This window comes from Mesorhizobium sp. WSM4819, assembly GCF_055811215.1.
On sequence record NZ_JBVVQO010000041.1, the window covers coordinates 1 to 18,565 of the forward strand.

At 63.0% G+C, this 18,565-nt stretch carries 15 protein-coding genes; 11 read left to right on the forward strand and 4 right to left on the reverse strand.

Features of this window, described 5'->3' with window-relative positions; all coding sequences use genetic code 11:
- Positions 1-118: 118 nt before the first annotated feature.
- Both AC0L18_RS27210 and AC0L18_RS27215 read right to left on the reverse strand, forming a co-directional pair.
- Entirely contained in the window at positions 119-2,275 is a 2,157-nt protein-coding gene (locus AC0L18_RS27210; protein WP_473494965.1) for an adenylate/guanylate cyclase domain-containing protein, read from the reverse strand.
- Between the two features lie 605 nt (positions 2,276-2,880).
- The gene (locus AC0L18_RS27215; RefSeq protein ID WP_473495002.1) at positions 2,881-3,522 is read right to left on the reverse strand and encodes a peroxiredoxin-like family protein; all 642 of its coding nucleotides are present in this window, start codon (positions 3,520-3,522) and stop codon (positions 2,881-2,883) included.
- Between the two features lie 601 nt (positions 3,523-4,123).
- On the opposite strand from AC0L18_RS27215, the gene AC0L18_RS27220 reads away from it, so the two are divergent.
- The 9 genes from AC0L18_RS27220 to AC0L18_RS27260 all read left to right on the forward strand — a co-directional run bounded on the left by AC0L18_RS27220 (position 4,124) and on the right by AC0L18_RS27260 (position 13,496).
- A complete protein-coding gene (locus AC0L18_RS27220) occupies positions 4,124-4,447 on the forward strand; it encodes an ArsR/SmtB family transcription factor (RefSeq protein WP_473494966.1) in 324 nt (107 codons plus the stop codon).
- Positions 4,444-4,914, forward strand: coding sequence for an SRPBCC family protein (locus AC0L18_RS27225; RefSeq protein ID WP_473494967.1), 471 nt, complete (start codon positions 4,444-4,446; stop codon positions 4,912-4,914). The genes AC0L18_RS27220 and AC0L18_RS27225 overlap by 4 nt, the downstream gene beginning before the upstream one ends.
- Before the next feature lie 350 nt (positions 4,915-5,264).
- Complete coding sequence (locus AC0L18_RS27230) at positions 5,265-6,320, forward strand: LacI family DNA-binding transcriptional regulator (RefSeq protein WP_473494968.1); 1,056 nt, start codon at positions 5,265-5,267, stop codon at positions 6,318-6,320.
- A 55-nt stretch (positions 6,321-6,375) separates the two neighbouring features.
- Positions 6,376-7,632, forward strand: coding sequence for an ABC transporter substrate-binding protein (locus AC0L18_RS27235; RefSeq protein ID WP_473494969.1), 1,257 nt, complete (start codon positions 6,376-6,378; stop codon positions 7,630-7,632).
- Positions 7,633-7,809: 177 nt separating this feature from the next.
- Positions 7,810-8,736 (forward strand): carbohydrate ABC transporter permease, encoded by a 927-nt coding sequence (locus tag AC0L18_RS27240; protein WP_287186211.1) that lies wholly within the window; start codon positions 7,810-7,812, stop codon positions 8,734-8,736.
- Positions 8,736-9,593: a carbohydrate ABC transporter permease gene (locus AC0L18_RS27245; protein WP_473494970.1), complete on the forward strand. Its 858-nt coding sequence runs from the start codon at positions 8,736-8,738 to the stop codon at positions 9,591-9,593. The genes AC0L18_RS27240 and AC0L18_RS27245 overlap by 1 nt, the downstream gene beginning before the upstream one ends.
- Positions 9,594-9,620: 27 nt before the next feature.
- Positions 9,621-11,612 (forward strand): glycoside hydrolase family 127 protein, encoded by a 1,992-nt coding sequence (locus AC0L18_RS27250; RefSeq protein WP_473494971.1) that lies wholly within the window; start codon positions 9,621-9,623, stop codon positions 11,610-11,612.
- Positions 11,613-11,722: 110 nt separating this feature from the next.
- Positions 11,723-12,886 carry a hypothetical protein gene (locus AC0L18_RS27255; RefSeq protein WP_473494972.1) on the forward strand — a complete coding sequence of 388 codons (1,164 nt, stop codon included), beginning with the start codon at positions 11,723-11,725 and terminating at the stop codon, positions 12,884-12,886.
- Complete coding sequence (locus AC0L18_RS27260) at positions 12,873-13,496, forward strand: hypothetical protein (protein WP_473494973.1); 624 nt, start codon at positions 12,873-12,875, stop codon at positions 13,494-13,496. Before AC0L18_RS27255 ends, AC0L18_RS27260 begins: the two co-directional genes overlap by 14 nt.
- A gap of 105 nt (positions 13,497-13,601) precedes the next feature.
- On the opposite strand, the gene AC0L18_RS27265 is transcribed toward AC0L18_RS27260, so the two are convergent.
- Positions 13,602-14,627, reverse strand: coding sequence for a threo-3-hydroxy-L-aspartate ammonia-lyase (locus AC0L18_RS27265; RefSeq protein WP_473494974.1), 1,026 nt, complete (start codon positions 14,625-14,627; stop codon positions 13,602-13,604).
- Between the two features lie 251 nt (positions 14,628-14,878).
- On the opposite strand from AC0L18_RS27265, the gene AC0L18_RS27270 reads away from it, so the two are divergent.
- Positions 14,879-15,856: an ornithine cyclodeaminase family protein gene (locus AC0L18_RS27270; RefSeq protein WP_128176838.1), complete on the forward strand. Its 978-nt coding sequence runs from the start codon at positions 14,879-14,881 to the stop codon at positions 15,854-15,856.
- 361 nt (positions 15,857-16,217) lie between these two features.
- Here AC0L18_RS27270 and AC0L18_RS27275 read toward each other — a convergent pair whose 3' ends face one another.
- Positions 16,218-17,543, reverse strand: a complete 1,326-nt coding sequence (locus tag AC0L18_RS27275) for an NAD(P)/FAD-dependent oxidoreductase (RefSeq protein WP_473494975.1) — start codon at positions 17,541-17,543, stop codon at positions 16,218-16,220.
- A 175-nt stretch (positions 17,544-17,718) separates the two neighbouring features.
- On the opposite strand from AC0L18_RS27275, the gene AC0L18_RS27280 reads away from it, so the two are divergent.
- Positions 17,719-18,555 (forward strand): GNAT family N-acetyltransferase, encoded by an 837-nt coding sequence (locus AC0L18_RS27280; protein WP_473494976.1) that lies wholly within the window; start codon positions 17,719-17,721, stop codon positions 18,553-18,555.
- Positions 18,556-18,565 lie beyond the last annotated feature (10 nt).

Consider the following 18,565-nt stretch of genomic DNA (forward strand, 5'->3'; position numbering starts at 1 on the left):
AGTGAATCACGCTTCGCCAGGCGGCGAAATCGCAAACTGGAATTGCAAGGAAACTATCCACAAACTGGCCGTTACCTGCAATTCGGAAGCCTGAAAAGTAGACTATTCCTATGCGATATCAGCGGCTTCCGTATTCTTCACGGCCGACGGGGTAGAGGCGGGCCTTGCGGAATCCGTCGCGCAGATGTTCGAGATCGCCAGAGCTTAGAAACTTGGTTCCGAACTCCTGCGGGTCGAAGGTTGGGTCGATGCGGCGTATCATCGTCACGACACGCGCGGCGTCCTCCGCTCGATCGACTTGTGCATAGGCGGCCGCCAGCAGGATACGGCTGAAGTTCGCGCCTGCGGTTGTTCGAAGACTAAGTTCCGCCTGTTCGATCGCCGCGTCGTAACGCCGTTTCAGATAGTAGGCCAGGCTCAGCGCAAAGCGATCGATCGCATTGAGATCGGGGTCGATACGCTGCGCCTGCTCCAAGGCCTCGATCGCCGCATCCGTCTGTCCCAGCCACAACAGGATGGTGCCGCGCCCGGCGAGGCCGTGAGCATCGTTCGGATTGATCGCAATGGCGCGCTCGATCTCAACCTCTGCCTGGTTGTATCTCTGACGAAAGAGGTGGATGTGGCCGAGAGTGATGCGCGCGCGCACGTCGGAATCATCAAGGCTCAGCGCCTTGATTGCCAGTTCCTCGGCACGGCTCAGGAAGGCGGTTGGCGATTCCGCCCAGCCCATCGAGCTGGCAATGTGATAGGTTTCGGCAAGTGCCGCATATGCAGCAGCGTAGTTCGGGTCAAGCTCGATGGCGCGTCTGAGCAGGGCGCGCGCCTCGACATTGTTTGCATGCGTCGGGCTCTGCAATGCCGGCCTGGCGCGCAGCACGTAATCATAGGCTGCGAGATTTTCGGTTGGCTTCGCGAACACCCGATTTTGTTCGATTTGGGTCACGCGAATCGCCAGGACTCTGACGATGCGAGTGACAATGTTGTCCTGCAGCGCGAACACGTCCGCCAGCGCCTCCTCGAAGCGTGCAGACCAAATCACCCGTCCCTGCCTTGTGTCGACGAGTTGCGCGATGACCCGCACGCGGTCGCCGGTCTGGCGGACGCTGCCTTCGACCAGATAGCTGACGGCGAGACCGCGGCCGATCTCCTCCGGGCTTGCGGGCTTTCCCTTGTAGGGGAAGACAGCGTTCCACGACATCACGGTCAGCGCGGAGAACCGACCCAGTGCGTTGATGATATCCTGCGTCAATCCATCCGCGAAATACTGACGAGCCGAATCGTCGCTCTGGTTCAGGAACGGGAGAATGGCGATCGCGGGTTTCGTGCTGACTTCAGCACTTTTTGTGAATTGATCGCCAGAGCGCAGAATGCTGAGAAATTTCCACTCAGAGCCAAGACCGGCCCACAGCGCGCCTACAATAAGCAAAATCATCAGAGCCAGAGCGGCGAACAATCCCCGGCGCCAGCCGGCGGGCGCCGGAGCGGCCGTGGCGTCGAGCCGCACGCGAAAGGCGCGCACCGGCCGAGCGATGTTCTTGAGCTTCTGTTCGCCGATATCCTCAAAGGCAATGTCGAGCTTGCCTTGCACGTCTTCCTGCACGCGGCCCGAGACGCAGATGCCGCCAGGCTCCGCGAGCCCCTCCAAGCGAGCCGCCACGTTGACGCCATCCCCGAAAATGTCGTCATCCTCGATGATGATGTCGCCGACATTGATGCCGACGCGGAACTCGATACGTTGTCCTGCCGGCACCGCGACATTGCGTTCCGCCATGCCGCGCTGGATCTCGACGGCGCAGCGCACGGCCTCGACCACACTCGCGAACTCGATCAGCATCCCATCGCCGGTGGTCTTGACAATCCGCCCGCGGTGTTCGTTGATCTTTCGGTCGACCAGAGCACGCCGATGCGCCTTCAGCTGGGCGAGCGTACCTTCCTCGTCGTTGCCCATCAGCCGGCTGTAGCCGGAGATGTCGGCCGCTAGAATGGCCGTAAGTCGCCGCTCTACATGCTCGGTTGACAATCCGACTCTCCCCCGTGCGCTTCGGCCACCTTTTTCCGATAGCTCTGGGCTAAGCACTACGGAACCTAGGGCTCCGTAGTGCTTAGCCCAAGGAGCCCCCAATCGAAGGCGAGCGTCGCGCCCACCGCTAGGTGGAACCGCGAACGCTATGACCTGCTCGGCCACACCCTCACCGATCTTTTGGCCCGCAACCACATCGGAGCGAAAATGGACCCCGGCCCACATGCGCGCGTCGGCCGCCTGCTTGGCCGTCACGCTCCATCAGCGCGGAGTAGCCCACCACATCGGCAGCAAGAATGGCAGCAAGCTTGCGATCCACGACGGCGTTTTAAGACCACCTATGCCCGAGGAATGCACCATAGCAGAAGTCGGAGGCATTGTATCGCCGCAAGGCCCTTTGCTGTGCATGCACCGGAAGGTCTGGAATGGGCTCGATTGAGACGTTCATCGCCTGCACCGCAGATGACCCCTTGGGGTCGGTTTCGGACGATAAGCGAAGGTCCGCTCCCGAAAAGCGTCGGGAATGTCTGGAAATGGCGCAATCGAGGCGACCCGTGCTTTTAACCGCTCTGCACGCGGAAGAAGCCGTTGGAGGACTAGGTTGGGTGGAAACTTGCCGTATGCGCGCCTGTCGGAACGACGTGATTGCGGCAAGGAGCGGACGTCGCCCCGCCTATGCGGCTTGCTCACTCTAGCGTCGGGGCGGTCCGCAGACCGTTGAATCGAAATCGCTACGAACCCCACGGGCAGACCTTAGCCTCCCGCGCTGAGCATTTCGATGATTGTTTTGTTAAATCCAAAGAATCACCACAGGACGGTGGCCGTCGAGCGAGTTTTCAGCAGCCCATTTCCGCAGCCTATTAATGTGCAACTTGCGAAGCTGCCGACATCAATTCCTCGGGATTCAGCGCTCTGAAGGTGTTGAGGCCATCCTCCAGAACTTCAGTGAAGTTCCAGCGTACGATGCCCGCCCGGTCGATTAGGAACTGACCGACAAGCTGCGCCTGGCTGGAAGCCATCGCCTGCTGATCGACTTCCGTAATCTCATATCCTTCCTTCTTGTTAAGAAATTCATTCATTGCCATGACGTTCATAGGCTCGGGCAACTCGCCCGGGATATGGAACGGTATCGCCATGACCGTGTCCATCCCGACCTCGCGCAAGCCGAAAGCACGGTGCGAGGCTCGCTCCGGGTCGGATGCGGCGAGAAGATCGGGTGCCGGGTGGTAACGGAAATAGAGCCGCGCCCGCTCGACCGGCGTGTTGACCACCGCCAGGCATTCGACGCCTTTCTCACGCAGGGCCGGCTTGAGTTGCGCCATCGCCGCGACATGGCGCCGGCAGAACGGACAGTGCAGGCCTCGGAACAAACCGATCAACAACGGGCTACGGCCTCGAAAATCATCGAGCGCGATCTTGCCTTCGCGTGAGATCGCATTGAGCACAACATTCGGTGCCCGGTCGCCCGGCTGCAGCGGGCGGTCAACACTACTCGTGGACATGGACAACCTCCTCGCCCCGGGGTCAGTCAGGGAAAGCAGCACACCCAGCGTTTCGGAGGCGATCAAGTGCTGGGGCGAAAGCTTCCTGTGCCAAGGCAATAGCTTTCGACCTCTGCCATATTGCCGAGGTCGAGATTACGCGCGTTGCAAGCCCATCCTAACACGAAAAAGCATCCGCGGGTGCCGCCAAATGTGGTGAATTACCTTACGCGAGCGCACTCCCGAATGCTCTTGCGCTGAAGGTCAGGTTCCCGACCTCGATTTGGAGGTTCAAGTCTGCAACGCCCAAGGTCGTCAACGGGTCGGCCCGAGTGCAGGTTTGGAGAAGCGCCGCGAATGACAGGTTATGGCGCACGTGGGCAGTTGGTGCGTTCCGACTTCAGATTGCCTGATGAGGCTCGGCAAGGTCCGGCCTGGGTGGTGAGTCGACGCTCCACGCGAACTCACGGAATGGCCGGGATGCGTACAAAATGGATATTGACGATGAAACGTCAGAGCGAGTCGGACCGCGCCCCGGGCCCGTTGTCACAGACAGCCTTTTTGTTTGCCAAGTGGTGAACTGAATGCTATAGTTCACCACATGGAAAACTGTAGCTTCTCTTTGGACACTGCATTTCACGCGCTCGCGGACTCGACCAGAAGGGCGGTGATCAGTCGTTTGATGAAGGGGCCGGCCCCGGTCAAGGAACTCGCTGAACCCTTCGACATGGGTCTCCCTGCATTCCTGAAGCATCTACGCGTGCTTGAGGAAAGCGGGTTGATAGCGACCGAAAAGAGCGGCCGTGTTCGAACTTGCCGGATACGGCCCAAGCACTTGTCGGAAGCAGAGGCATGGCTTTCTGAGCAACGTGCACTCTGGCAGGCAGGCGCCGATCGGCTTGCCACCTATGTGGAAAACCAAATGACAGAGGACGATGACGAATGACTGCCGTTAACAATGAGCTATCCATCTCGCGCCTCATCAATGCCGCGCCGAGCAAGGTCTGGAAGGCGTGGAGCAAGCCCGAACATCTGGCGAGGTGGTGGATACCCCATCCAATCGAGTGCAAGGTCGTCAAGTTGGATCTGCGCCCTGGAGGCGGCTTCGAGACGCGGATGCGCGAGGGCGACGGAGACTTCAAGCCCCATGTCGAAGCCTGTTTCCTCGACATTGTTCCTGAGCAGCGTCTGGTGTGGACGACGACTCTCGGCGAGGGCTGGCGGCCGACAGAACCCTGGCTGGCACTGACAGCGATCATCACATTTGCAGCCGAAGGTAACGGCACCCACTATTCAGCCCGCGTGATGCACAAGAACGCCGCTGACAGCCGCAAGCACGAAGAAATGGGCTTTCAGGAGGGTTGGGGCACAACGATCGACCAGTTGGCGGCCTTCGTGGAGCATCTGGAATAAATCTGTCCTGAAGACCGCAAAGTGCGACCCATCCCGGAAAGACCGAGACGGGGCTCAATCAAGTCATTCATTGCACTGTCGCGAATGACGGCAAGGGGTCGGCTCGAGCCATTGCGCGAAGGGGAGGTTTGGAGAAGCGCCGCGAATGACAGGTTATGGCGCAAGGCAGTCATTGACGAACAACCGCGTCGCCTGCTTGTCATCCCCTCTTGCCATCCCCACCACCTTCCCCTAATCTCCTCTGAGAAAACCTTTTCCCAAATCAGCTTGCATCTGCTGACCTCACCAGTCGGCGTCTCGCAGGGTGATTAGAGAAAACCTTTTCCCAACCAAGGAACTCGCCGCGCACCATGGTTTCCGACGCCTCGCCAGCGCCCGCCAAAAACCCGGTCACCCTCCGTGAGGTGGCCGCCACCGCCGGCGTCAGCGTGGCCACCGCGTCGAAGGCTCTCAACGGGCAGGGGCGGATGACGGCCGAGACCCGCGAGCGCATTCGCGAGACGGCGCAGCGGCTCGGCTTTCGCCCGAACAGCCTGGCGCAGAGCCTGTTGCGCCGGCGCTCCTTTACCGTCGGCCTGTTGACCAACGATACCTATGGCCGTTTTTCGTTGCCGGTCATGTCGGGCATTTCGGATGCGCTGGTCGACAAGGGCGTCTCGGTGTTTTTGTGCAATGTCGAGGATGACCAGCGTCTCGGCCAGCTGCATGTCGATGCCATGCTCGACAAGCGCGTCGACGGCATCATCGCCACCGGCAAGCGGATCGATCGCCATCTGCCGGTCGACCTGTCCAATCTCGGCGTTCCCGTGATCTACGCCTTCACCCAGCCCGATCCCGGCGCCATCGCGTTTGTCTCTGATGATGCCGGCGGTGCGCGCCTGGCGGTCGAGCATTTTTGGCGGCTTGGCCGGCGGCGCATCGCCCATGTCAGCGGGCCGGCGAGTTTTGCGGTGGTGCACGCGCGGGCACAGGCCTATCGTGACGTGCTGACCGAGAAAGGCTTGCCGGTCATGGAACCATTGCTCGGATCGTGGTCGGAAGCGTGGGGTCACGAGGCGGTGAAGACGCTTTTCGACGGCAGGCTGTCGAAGCGCGGGGGCGAAAAGCCCGACGCCGTGTTTTGCGGCAACGACCAGATCGCGCGCGGCGTCATCGACGCGCTGCGCGAGCGCGGGCTTGGCGTGCCGGACGATGTCGGCGTCATCGGTTTCGACAATTGGCAGATCGTCGCCGAGGCAACCCGCCCGCCGCTGACCTCCGTCGACATGAACCTGGCGGCACTGGGGCGCGAGGCCGGCCTCACCTTGCTTTCGCTCGTCGGCGGCGAACCCGCCGAGCCGGGCATCCGAAAACTGCCGTGCCGGCTGGTGGTGCGTCAGTCATGCGGCCGTCCACCGGACGGCTGAGATTAAGACGCCGCGCGGGGAGCGCGGCCTAAGCAGAACCATCAGGAGGAGAACCATGAGAACTATCATTGCCGGGCTCGCTATTGCCGCGAGCCTTTTTTCCACGCTCGCAGCGGTCGGGTCGGCCGCGGCCGCCGAGACCGCCAACATCTGGGTCCGCGCCGACGGCTCGAACTTCATGCCGCGCATCGTCGATGCCTTCAACAAGGGACATGAGAACCAGATCAAGCTGGACATCATCCCCAATGCCGAGATCATCCCGAAATACGGCGCTGCCGCCGCCGGCGGCACGGCGCCCGATGCGCTGTCGCTCGATCTGATCTACACGCCGTCCTTCGCCGCCGCCGGCCAGCTGGAAGACATCACCGACTGGGCGAAATCGCTGCCCTATTTCAACAGCCTGTCGCCGGCGCACGTCAAAACCGGCACCTACAAGGACCGCATCTACGGGCTGCCGTTCTCCGCCGATAGCTCGGTGCTGATCTGGAACAAAAAACTGTTCAAGCAGGCCGGCCTCGACCCTGAAAAGGGGCCGACCAACTGGGCCGAGATCGAGGCCTATGCCGAAAAGGTCAACGCGCTTGGCGGCGATATCAAAGGCTTCTATTTCTCCGGCAATTGCGGCGGCTGCAACATCTTCACCTTCACGCCGCTGATCTGGGCCTCGGGCGGCGACATCCTCACCGAGGACGGCTCGAAGGCGACGCTCGACAGCCCGCAGCTGCGCGGCGCCATCGATCTTTATCGGTCGATGGTCAAGAAGGACCTGGTGCCGGCAGGCGCGCAGACCGATACCGGCTCCAACTTCTTTGCGGCGTTTGCCGCCGGCAATATCGGCATCTCGCCGTCCGGCGCCTTCGCCATCGGCGCGCTGAACACGCAATACCCGGACATCGACTACGGCGTCACCTTCCTGCCAGGCAAGGATGGCGGCTGGTCGTCCTTTGCCGGCGGCGACAATTTCGTCGTCACCAAGGGCACGACCAAGGTTGCGGTCGTGAAGGAATTCCTCGATTTCGCCTATTCGCTCGAGGGCCAGACTATCCTGGCGAAATACGGCAGCCTGCCGGTGCGCGGCGACATCGCCAACGAGGCGCTGAAAGATCTGGACCCGCGCTACAAGATCGCCGCCGAAGCGATGGCCAAGGGTCGCACGCCCTATTCGGTGGTGTTCAACGACCTGATCAACTCCGCCAACGGTCCGTGGAACCAGATGGTCAACGAGGTCTTCTTCGGCGAGGACGTCAATGGCGCCATCGCCAACGCGCAGGAAACCATGCAGTCGATCATCGATTCGGCGCCGCAGCAGTAAGCGCCGGCTTACGTCCCCCTTGAGGGGAGGTCGGACCGCAGGTCCGGGTGGGGTCGTTGCGGAAATGCTCGACGTTCTCTTTGCGTCGGCGCGCTGCACAGGCGACCCCACCCCCGGCCTTCGGCCGGACCCTCCCCTCAAGGGGGAGGGGGACGTAGCGCTAACGAGAGAGCAGGCATGACCTCCATCGCAGCCATCTCCACCCCAGCCCGCCCCAGAAAACTGGTCGGCGCCGGCCGCCGGCAGTGGGTCGGCCTGCTCTATGTCGCGCCGGCCGTCGCGCTGGTCGTCGTCTTCTTCATCATTCCGCTTGGCATGACGGCGTGGATGTCGCTGCACAACTGGCCGCTGATGGGCGCGCACTCGTTCATTGGCCTCGACAATTACTGGGCGATCCTGCGCGATACCAGGTTCTGGAACGCGCTCAAATTCACCGGCTATTATACGGTGATCGTCACCATCGCGATCTTCGTCGTCGCCTTTCCGCTGGCACTGTTCATCGAAAGGCCGCGGCCGCTGACCGGCTTCTACCGGACGTCGTTCTTCATGCCGGCCGTCATCGGTTTCGCCTCGGCCAGCCTGCTGTGGTCGTGGCTGCTCAATGTCGATTCCGGCCTGTTCAGCCCGGCCGCCTTCGAACTCGGCCTGACCGAAAGGAAGGTCAATCTGCTGGCGACGTTCCAACCGGCGTTCTGGTCGATCATCGCCATGGTCGTCTGGAAGGTGGCCGGTTTTACCATGATCATCCTGATGACCGGCCTGCAATCGATCCCGCCGGATCTGCAGGAGGCGGCGATGATCGACGGGGCAGGGCCGCTGGCGCGGTTTCGCGCCATCACCCTGCCGCTGATGCGCCGCACTCTGGCGCTGGCGCTGATCCTGTCGGTTGCCGGCTCGGTGCTCGCCTTCGACCAGTTCTACATCATCCTGCGCGGCGGACCGCGCAACCAGACGCTGACCGCCGTCTACTGGATTTTCAACCAGTCGTTCGTGTCGTTCAAGCTCGGCTACGGCGCCGCCCTGTCGATGGTCCTGCTGGTCATCCTGGTCGCGCTCAGTCTGATCCAGCTGCGGTTGCTGCGCCAACCGGAGGGCGTTGACTGATGGCGCAGGCACGAAGCCGCAAACGCCGCATCGGCACGCAGATCGCCGAGCACGCGACGGGCATCATCGCCTCGCTGCTGTTTCTGGCGCCGATCGTCTGGACCGTGCTTTCGGCCTTCAAGCCGGCACAGGAATCGCGCCAGCCGCCGCTGCCGCCCTGGCCGACGACGGGTTTTTCGGTCGAGAATTATGCCACGCTCAACACCTTTGGCGATGGCCTCTGGCTGCCGGCGCAAAACAGCATCTATGTCTCGGTCATGACCGTGGTGCTGTCGGTGATCGTCAGCGTGCTGGCCGGCTACGGTTTCTCGCGCTTCCGCTTTCCGCTGAAGAACCTGCTCTTCGTCCTTATCCTGTCGACGATCATGATCCCGTTCCAGTCGATCCTGACGCCGATCTTCCTGGTGCTGACCAAGATCGGCCTGCACAACACGCTGACCGGGCTGGTCTGCGTCTATGTCACGCTGCAGCTGCCGTTCTCGATCTTCATGATGCGCAACGCTTTCGACGCGGTGCCGCGCGAGATCGAGGAGGCGGCCCGCATGGACGGCGCCAACAATGTCACCATGCTGCTGCGGGTAATGCTGCCGCTGGTCTGGCCGGGCATCGTCACCATAGCGCTGTTCGCGTTCCTCGGCGCCTGGAACGAGTTTCTGGCAGCGCTGGTGCTGATGACCGACCAGTCCAAATTCACGCTGCCGATCATGATGACGGCGCTGCAGTCGGGCCGCTTCGGCGCCATCGACTGGGGCGCGGTGCAGGCCGGGGTCACCGTGATGATGGTGCCATGCCTGGTGCTGTTCCTGTTGCTGCAGCGCTTCTACATCCGCGGCCTCATGGCAGGGGCCGTGAAGTGACCATTCGAACCGAACCGGAGTAAATTGATGACCGCATCGCAATCCGCCAAGCCGGCTGCCGAGCTGGACAAGCCGAAACGTGCCTTCCGCCCGCTGCCGGTGCCGCAGGTCGATGTGCGCGGCTTCTGGGGCGACCGTGCCGATGCCGTCGCCACCACGACCGCCGGCATCCTCTATGACCGCTGCGTCGAGGCGCGCATGCTCGAGCAGATCGATCCGGATCGGCCATCGCCGGGCGTCGTCATTCCGTTCCACTCACCTTCGCCGGACGAAGCAGCCACCGCCGGCAACGAATTCACAGGATCGACGGTGACGACCCAGATGTTCTGGGACTCTGACTGGGGCAAGACCATCGAGACCGCCGCCTACTCGCTGTACCGCCGCCGCAACGACGCGCTGGAGAAGAAGATCGACGCCGTCATCGACATGTACGCCAAGCTGCAGCAACCCGACGGTTATCTGTCGAGCTGGTACCAGCGTATCCAGCCCGGCCTGCGCTGGACCAATCTGCGCGATTGCCACGAGCTCTACTGCGCCGGCCATCTGATCGAGGGCGCGGTCGCCTACTTCCAGGCGACGGGAAAACGCAAGCTGCTCGACATCATGTGCCGCTATGCCGACCATATCGCCGAGACCTTCGGCGCCGAGCCCGGCAAGAGGAAAGGCTATTGCGGCCATGAGGAGATCGAACTGGCGCTGGTCAAGCTCGCGCGGGTCACCGGCGAGCAGAAGTACATGGACCTGGCCAAATACTTCATCGACCAGCGCGGCCTTGAGCCGCATTATTTCGACGAGGAGGCGCGTGCCCGCGGCGCCGACCCAAAAGCCTATCATTTCAAGACCTACGAATACAGCCAGTCGCACAAGCCGGTGCGCGAGCAGGACAAGGTCGTCGGCCATGCGGTGAGGGCGATGTATCTCTATTCCGGGATGGCCGATATCGCCACCGAATATGGCGACGACACGCTGCGGGCGGCGCTCGACCGGCTGTGGGACGACCTCACCACCAAGAACCTCTACATCACCGGCGGCCTCGGGCCGTCGTCGCACAATGAGGGCTTTACATCAGACTACGACCTGCCCAACGAAACCGCTTATGCCGAGACCTGCGCTTCGGTCGGACTAGTGTTCTGGGCGAGCCGCATGCTCGGCATGGGCCCCAATGCGCGTTACGCCGACATGATGGAGCGGGCGCTCTACAACGGCTCGATTTCGGGCCTGTCGCTCGACGGCTCGCTGTTCTTCTATGAAAATCCGCTGGAAAGCCGGGGCAAGCACAACCGCTGGAAATGGCACCGCTGCCCGTGCTGCCCACCCAATATCGGCCGCATGGTCGCCTCGATCGGCAGTTATTTCTACGGCCTGTCCGGCGATGCCCTTGCCGTCCATCTCTATGGAAACAGCACGGCTCGTTTCGATATCGCAGGAACGCAAACGGATCTGCGCCAGACCAGCAACTATCCATGGGACGGCGCGGTCTCGATCACGATCGAGCCCGAGGCGCCGACGACATTTACCTTGCACCTGCGCCTGCCGGCCTGGTGCCGCAAGGCGGCGCTCAAGGTGAACGGGGAGGCGGTCGATCTGCCGGCGGTCACCAGCGACGGCTATGCCGCGATCCGGCGCGAATGGCGCAAGGGCGACCAGGTCGAACTCGATCTCGAAATGGCCATCGACCGGCTCTATGCCAACCCGCAGGTGCGGCAGGATATCGGCCGCGTCGCGCTTGCCCGCGGCCCGCTGATCTATTGCGTCGAGGAGACCGACAATGCCGGCCAGCTGCACCGCATCGCCTTGCCGCCGACAGCCGAGATCGAGGCGCATCAGCAGCCGAACCTTTTGGGCGGCGTCGTGACGCTTTCGGCTGTTGCCAGGAAAGAGAAGTTTGAAGACTGGGACAACGGCCTCTACCGCCCCGAACCGCCGCCGGTTGAAGAAGCAAAAATCACCGCCGTGCCGTATTTTGCCTGGGACAACCGCGATCCCGGCGAGATGCTGGTCTGGCTGAGAGACTCGTGATCCGGGGACGATGATGATGCCGCCTACGACAGGGATGTCTTGAATTTGCCCCGGCGGCGCTAATTTAGAGGGGAGAGTGGCGCTAGCCACTCGAATGGGTGGAGGCAGAGTTGGCGCTCGAAGATGTCGCGCGTCCGAGCGCTGGTGCTCGCGCCATGGTCATGACCATCGCGGCGGTGCCGTTGCTGTTCGTGATCGGTGGACTGGCCATCCGTTATGCGGCTTTTGCTTCGGTATCGGAGGAAACAGGTTTCGCGGCCTATGCCCGCGCGCTGTGCCGGTGGGATTGCGCCTGGTACATTGGCATCAGCGAACAGGGCTATGAGCGTTTTCCCATTCCAAACCACAGCAATGTCGGTCGCTGGAGCTTCTTCCCGCTCTATCCGATGCTGGTGGCGGCGATCCGGTTTGTTTTCCCATACCCTACGATACTGATCGCGACGGTCACCTCGATTGCGTGCAGCTACGCCGCCTGTCTGGTGGCGTGGCCGCTGCTCGAGAACAACATGCGGGCCTATGTGCTGTATTGCGCGTTTCTGCTCAGCGGCCCGTTCTCGTTTCACTTCACGACCTTCCTGAGCGAACCGCTTTTCGTGCTGCTGACCTCGTGCGTTTTTCTGGCGCTCACACGCTCCAGCTATCTCGCCGCGGGCGTTTCATCCGCGCTGCTGTCGGCGACCAGGCTGGTCGGAGTCTTCGTCGTCTTTGCGACCGTCATTCAAATGTTCAGCGAGCACCGCCGGCAGGGCGGATCGGCGCTGTCTTTCCCACGCTGGCTGCTTGGCCGACCGGATCTGCTGGTCGCTGTCCTCATCTCGCCTGCCGGTTTGTTCGCTTACATCCTGTTTCTGTACCTCACCGTCGGAGACGGCTTTGCATTCCTGCACATCCAGCGCGCGTTCGGACGGGTGGCGGGCAATCCGCTGGTCTTTCTATGGGACGGGCTCTCAGCTGTTCCGACCACCGGATGGCTGCCCACGGCGCCGCAATGGAGCGCGCTCTCCGCGATCGCCGGGCTGGCGCTGTCGGCCGGTCTGGCGGCTCGCAGGCAATATGGCGCGGCACTGTTCTGCGCGCTCTGCATCATCCTGCCGCTGATCACCAACCTGGCCTCGATGGTCAGATATGTGATTGGGCTTGCGCCTCTGACAATGTTGTTCGTCGTCCTGTTGTCGGCGTCGAGGCTCCTTTGGCTCGCGGCTTTGGTTCTCTTCCTTGGCGCCTGTTATTTGATGACTGTGGCGTGGATCGGAGGCTATCTTGCCCTGGTCTGACATTCCGGCCCCGTATCGGCGCGCCGCCTCGCTTGGCGGCTACGCGCTTGCGGCAGTTCTGGCCGGGTCCGAGGTCGTCATCCTGGCGCTTGCTCTCAATCCGAACGTCAACGCCGATTACCGCGCCTTTTACATCGATCAGACAACGACCTGCCTCAATCGCGATGCGACCGGCAGCTACACACTTGGCCAGACGGTGTCGTTCCGGAGCGACGGCGCCAAACGGGCAGCCAGCATAAAGGTCTGCGGCTGGTCGGGGTCGGCAGGCGACGGCACCCATTCGCTAGGCGAGACCTCGCGGCTTCGCGTGAAGATACCGCCGCTCCGCGACAGCCTGATGGCCACGCTGCAAATGGCCGCCGTCATTCGTCCACCGCAGATCACGCAAAGGGTGGTGATCTCGGTGAACGGTGTTCGGGTGCATGCGGAGACGCTGTCTGGCAAAGAACCACGAACGGTCTCGTTCGTCGTTCCACCGGCGGCTCTCGGCAAGGCCGATACACTCGAAATCGCCTTCGACTATCTCGACGGCATTCCGCCGACTCCGGCCGCCAGCAACATCTACAAGCGCTCCATCAAGCTGGTGTCGTTGCGGCTGGATGCCATTTGATCACGCTCAACGGCCTGCAGTCCATGCGTCTCATGACGCGCGAGCATTGCCGTGCGCTGGCGACCGGTACAGGGCCGCACGGTACCAGCTGCGCCCGAGCGCGCCTTAGCGAAAGGTCTCCGGCCCGGGGCGCGCCATGGCCTGCTCGCGCGGCGTTTTGTCTGCGGCCGCCATGATCAAGCTGGCAAAGCGGGTGAGATCCACATTGCCGCCACTGACGATGACTCCGATGCGCTGGCCGCGCAGGCTATGCGATTCCCTGCGAACCGCCGCCGCTGCAAGGCAGCCGGTGGGTTCGACCACGATTTTCATGCGCTCGGCGAAAAAATGCATCATTTCGATGAGCTCGTCGTCGCTGACCGTGGTGATAGCGGCAACCTTGTCGCGGATGACTGGAAAATTATGCGCGCCCAGATGAGTGACGACTGCGCCATCGGCGATGGATTTCGGCACTTCGATGGTGACGACCTCACCCCGGGCGAGCGATTGCTGACCATCATTGCCGGCCTCCGGTTCAACCCCGACGACCCGGCAGGCGGGCGCGCATTCCGCCGCCGCCAGTGCGGCGCCGGCGAGCAGGCCGCCACCGCCAAGGCAGACATAAAGGGCATCGAGAGAGCCGGCCTCCTGGATAAGTTCAAGTGTCGCCGTCCCTTGCCCGGCAATCACATCGGGGTGGTCATAGGGTGGAATGAGGGCGGCTCCCCGCTCGGCGGCGATCCTGCCGCCAATCTCTTCGCGGTTCTCGCTGTAGCGGTCGTAGAATATCACTTCGGCGCCATAGCCGTGGGTGGCACGCACCTTCAGCTCGGGCGCATCCCTGGGCATGATGATGACTGCCTTCACGCCCTTGATCGCGGCCGCATAGGCCAGCGCCTGCGCATGATTGCCCGAAGAATAGGCCACCACCCCGCGCGCCCGCGCCGAAATATCCAAGGCCAGAAGCGCGTTCATGGCGCCGCGGAACTTGAACGCGCCGCCACGCTGGAAGTTTTCGCACTTGAAGAACACCTCGGCGCCGGTCAGCTCGTTGAAGGTGCGCGAGGTCAGCACCGGCGTCCCGTGGGCCAATCCGGCGAGGCGCGCCGCGGCGGTCAGAACATCGTCGAATGTCGGGATATTGAGGGGCATTGCGGGTCGCCTTCTTCACTTTGCCGATGGTGGGCTGGGCCGATGGTGGGCTAGCTGATGGCCGATGCTGGGTTGGCTTGTCTGCGAGAATACGTGTTTGCGCGAACCGGCGATCGCATTCGATGGGAAGCTCGGCGCAACATTCGCCCGAATGGCGGGCGACAAACCGCAGGAAATGCGGCTCGTTGGCCAACACCGCTGTCTTCCCCTGAGAACCGCTGGCTAGAATGAGGGAAAGCCGGGGAGATGTCATGTCCGTCACCGCAGACGAGTCGCAGCTGGTGCTGCTTGCGGGCGATCAGGTCGCGCCGCTGTTGGAGCCGGATGCCGTCCTCGATGCCGTGCGGCGGTCCTTCGAGCTTCACAGTGCGCGCGAAGGCAGGGTCTTTCCGCTTGTGCGCGAGAAGCTGCATACCGGCGGCATTTTCGGCATCAAGTCGGGCGACGTGCCGAAAGCCGATCTTCTGGGCTTCAAGGCGGCAGGCTTCTGGCCAGCCAACCGCGAGGCCGGCAAGGAGCCGCATCAGGCGACCATCGTGCTTTTCGACCCGCACACCGGGCGTCCCTTGTGCATCATCGACGGGAACGCCATCACCACCTTGCGTACAGGGGCGGCTGGCGCCATTGGCCTGACCCTGCTGGCCCGCCCCGAAAGCCGGTCGATCTGCATTTTCGGCACCGGCACCCAGGGCCGGATCCAGCTGCGCCTGGCACTGCATGCCATGCCCGGTCTGGACACCATCCATTACCTGACGGCGGACGGCCGGCCCGACGCGGCGTTCGAGGCGGCGTTCGAGGATTTCGCGCCGGCCCATTCGAACCAAGCCGCCAAAGCTGTCGGCTCGAGCGATATCATCATCACCGCGACCCCTGGCAGCGGGCCGCTGTTTCCGCCAGAAGCGGTGCGGCCCGGCACGCACATCAACGCCGTGGGTGCCGATACGCAAGGCAAGCGGGAACTACCCGACGGCCTGCTTCGCCGGGTACGGCTCTTTGCCGACGATTGCGAGCAATCGGCCGCTGTCGGCGAAGGCCAGTGGGACACCGGCTGCCGGGCAATCGAAATCGGCGATCTTCTGACCGGAAAAATTCCGTTCACGCGCGATGCCGCCGACATCACGGTCTTCGATATGACCGGGCTCGCGCTGCAGGATCTGACGGTCGCGGATATGCTCTGGCGACAGGCCAGGAGCCGGGGCACGGGAACGCGCGTGCCATGGCGCTGGTAGGCCGGGCCGAAATGACCGACGGCGACGGAACAAAGCTCGAGACGCGATCTTCGTTGCGCACGGAACAGTCAATCAGCTCGCCCCGAAGGGTCCACTCAAGAAGATCTTCGTCATCGCTGAGAACTGACCACAGCTTCCTCTGTCCGAAAGGAACGAACTGCCACGCCGGACTATGGCGGACATGCGCCGTGGACGCGGTGAAGCTGTGTGCCTGAAGCGCGCCTGTATGTATTGGATGCCGGAAGAGGTGCGGCGGCGGCGACCGCATCGGCGAGAGCGGTCATCAAACGGTCCAGATCGCGCCTGAGCCCGTAGGTAACGATCGCTCAGCGCGCTTTGCTGTCGCCAGCGGTCGATCGCATCAGAAGGCGCCGACTTCCATTTTGGATCTGTCCGCGAAGCGTGACAGGCGGAATGGCGTCGGATCGACGCTTGCCGCGTCACCGGCGACCAGATCCGCCGCCAGATGGCCAATGCCGGGGCCGGCGCCGAAGCCGTGTCCGGAACAGCCTGCGGCGACGAACGCTCCGCCGATGCTGTCCACCGCCGAAATCACAGGCACTGCGTCCGGTGTGAAGTCGATATACCCGCCCCAGGAGGACACGATGCCGGCATCGGCGATGGCGGGGAAGAGGGCCTTTATCTGCGTCATGATGCTTGCCGCCATCCGCTTGTCCGGAGCGGGATCGAGGACGCGGATGCGCTCAAACGGGGTCGGCCTGTCGAGACGCCAGCGACCGAGTGTTTCCGGGCCTGCGAAGAACGAGCGGCCTATGCCGATCTCGACGGCCTTCAGCCGTTTGATGAACATCGGCAGAAACGGGCGGGCAAAGCGGATCCCCTGCGGCGTGATCTCGAGCGTCGCCCTGCCGCTGGCGGCTATCGTGTAGCTGCCGTCGATCCGGCGCGTCAGGGCACCGTCAGAGGTAAAGATTGCCCCGCCAAGATCCGGTGCCGGACCGGTCCGCAAGGTGGTCTGACGGACGCTGGCCTGCGGCAGCGAAACCGCATGCATGCGCAGGAAAGCAGAAGCCCAGGCGCCGGCGGCGCACAGCACCGCGCTGGTGCGGATCAGGCCTTTCTCGGTGACGACGCCGCTCACTTGCTCATTGGTGATATCCAGGCCGCGTGCCGCGCAGTTCTGATGAATGGTCGCGCCATGCTTGCGGGCGCCCTCGGCGATCCGCGGGGCGGCCAGCCAGGGCTCGGCCTTGCCATCGTCTGCCGCGTGGACGCCACCCAGCCATTTGCGGCCGCCAGCCGCGGGAACGGCGGCAGTGGCCTCCTCGGCCGTAAGCATCCGCGTCTTGACGTCGAACCGCCGTGCAACCGCGCGCCACTTGTCCCATTCGGCGAGCTGCTTTGGATCGTCCGTCGCATAGATGAGCCCGCAACGGCGGAAGCCAAGGTCGTGCCCGATCTCTTCGGTCAGCTCTTGCCACAGCTGCAGCGCCAGATTGGCAAGCGGCAATTCACGTGCATCGCGGTTCTGCCGGCGGCACCAGCCCCAGTTCCGGCTCGACTGTTCGCAGCCGACATAGCCCTTTTCGATCAGCGCCACCGACAGGCCGCGCCGCGCCAGGGAATAGGCCGCGCTGGCGCCGACAATCCCGCCGCCGATCACCACGACGTCCGCTGACCTGGGCAGCGTTTCATCGCTGCTGATTTGGTGGATTAAAGGGGACATGGCGGCCTCGGCAATCAATGATAGCTCGCAGTATCGGCGACCGGCGCCGTAGAATGCACTGACTGCAGCGGCATTTTGGCATTTTGCACCGAATCTCGCCGGCATTCGGCGGGTGGCGCGGAAGAGGCGGTTCTATCGTCCTGTCAGTCTTCCCACTCCAACAGTCCTGGTGCTCATGAACACCCAGTCCGTCACATTCGAACCTTTTGAAGCGCACCATCTTGAGGAAGCGACGGACCTGTCGCGAGCGGCCGGCTGGCCGCACCGGAAGGAAGACTGGGCCATGATCTGGTCCCTGAGCGAAGGTCAGGTCGCGTTGGATGGCGGCAGGGTGGTGGGAACCGCCTTCATGACGCCCTTCGGAAAAACCTGCGCAACGCTCAACACCATCATCGTCGCTGAGGCAATGCGTGGTCGCGGGCTGGGACGGCGGCTGACCACCACCGCGCTCGAGCAGGCCGGCGACCGCGAGTGCCGCCTTACCGCCACGGCCGACGGACTGCCTCTCTATGAAAAGCTGGGTTTTGTCGCGACGCACGATGTTCGGCAGCACCAGGGCACCGTCGGGCAGGTCAGTGCGCCTCCGGCCGTGGAATGGATCGGGTCCGAGCACCTTCCGACACTCACCGTGCTCGATCGCGCCGCCTTCGGTGCGGATCGCGCCGCGCTCATGAACGCCTTGGCAGGCGAGGGACGGTTTGCGGCCATCACCAACGAGGACGGCATCGCGGCCCTCGCGGCTGTGAGGGCATTTGGCAGGGGCGAGGTCGTCGGACCGGTCGTGGCGGAGGATCGCGATCAGGCGAGAGCCCTGATCGCGTTCATTCTCTCCGGAATGCAGGGCCGCTTCGTGCGCATCGACATCCCTGAAGACGCCGGCCTTTCACCCTGGCTCGAAGGACTGGGGCTCGCCCATGTGGGCGGGCCGGTTGCCATGCTTCGGGGCGCAAGCAATATCCCGGGTTCCACGAACCCACGCATTTTTGCCCTGGCCAGCCAGGCCCTCGGCTGAGGCCAACTCA

What these genes read in the sequence shown, in the direction of transcription:
- AC0L18_RS27215 (WP_473495002.1), bottom strand. Translation starts at nt 3,522, where the DNA reads ATGTCCACGAGTAGTGTTGACCGCCCGCTGCAGCCGGGCGACCGGGCA.
- AC0L18_RS27225 (WP_473494967.1), top strand. Translation starts at nt 4,444, where the DNA reads ATGACTGCCGTTAACAATGAGCTATCCATCTCGCGCCTCATCAATGCC.
- AC0L18_RS27230 (WP_473494968.1), top strand. Translation starts at nt 5,265, where the DNA reads ATGGTTTCCGACGCCTCGCCAGCGCCCGCCAAAAACCCGGTCACCCTC.
- AC0L18_RS27235 (WP_473494969.1), top strand. Translation starts at nt 6,376, where the DNA reads ATGAGAACTATCATTGCCGGGCTCGCTATTGCCGCGAGCCTTTTTTCC.
- AC0L18_RS27240 (WP_287186211.1), top strand. Translation starts at nt 7,810, where the DNA reads ATGACCTCCATCGCAGCCATCTCCACCCCAGCCCGCCCCAGAAAACTG.
- AC0L18_RS27245 (WP_473494970.1), top strand. Translation starts at nt 8,736, where the DNA reads ATGGCGCAGGCACGAAGCCGCAAACGCCGCATCGGCACGCAGATCGCC.
- AC0L18_RS27250 (WP_473494971.1), top strand. Translation starts at nt 9,621, where the DNA reads ATGACCGCATCGCAATCCGCCAAGCCGGCTGCCGAGCTGGACAAGCCG.
- AC0L18_RS27265 (WP_473494974.1), bottom strand. Translation starts at nt 14,627, where the DNA reads ATGCCCCTCAATATCCCGACATTCGACGATGTTCTGACCGCCGCGGCG.
- AC0L18_RS27270 (WP_128176838.1), top strand. Translation starts at nt 14,879, where the DNA reads ATGTCCGTCACCGCAGACGAGTCGCAGCTGGTGCTGCTTGCGGGCGAT.
- AC0L18_RS27275 (WP_473494975.1), bottom strand. Translation starts at nt 17,543, where the DNA reads ATGTCCCCTTTAATCCACCAAATCAGCAGCGATGAAACGCTGCCCAGG.
- AC0L18_RS27280 (WP_473494976.1), top strand. Translation starts at nt 17,719, where the DNA reads ATGAACACCCAGTCCGTCACATTCGAACCTTTTGAAGCGCACCATCTT.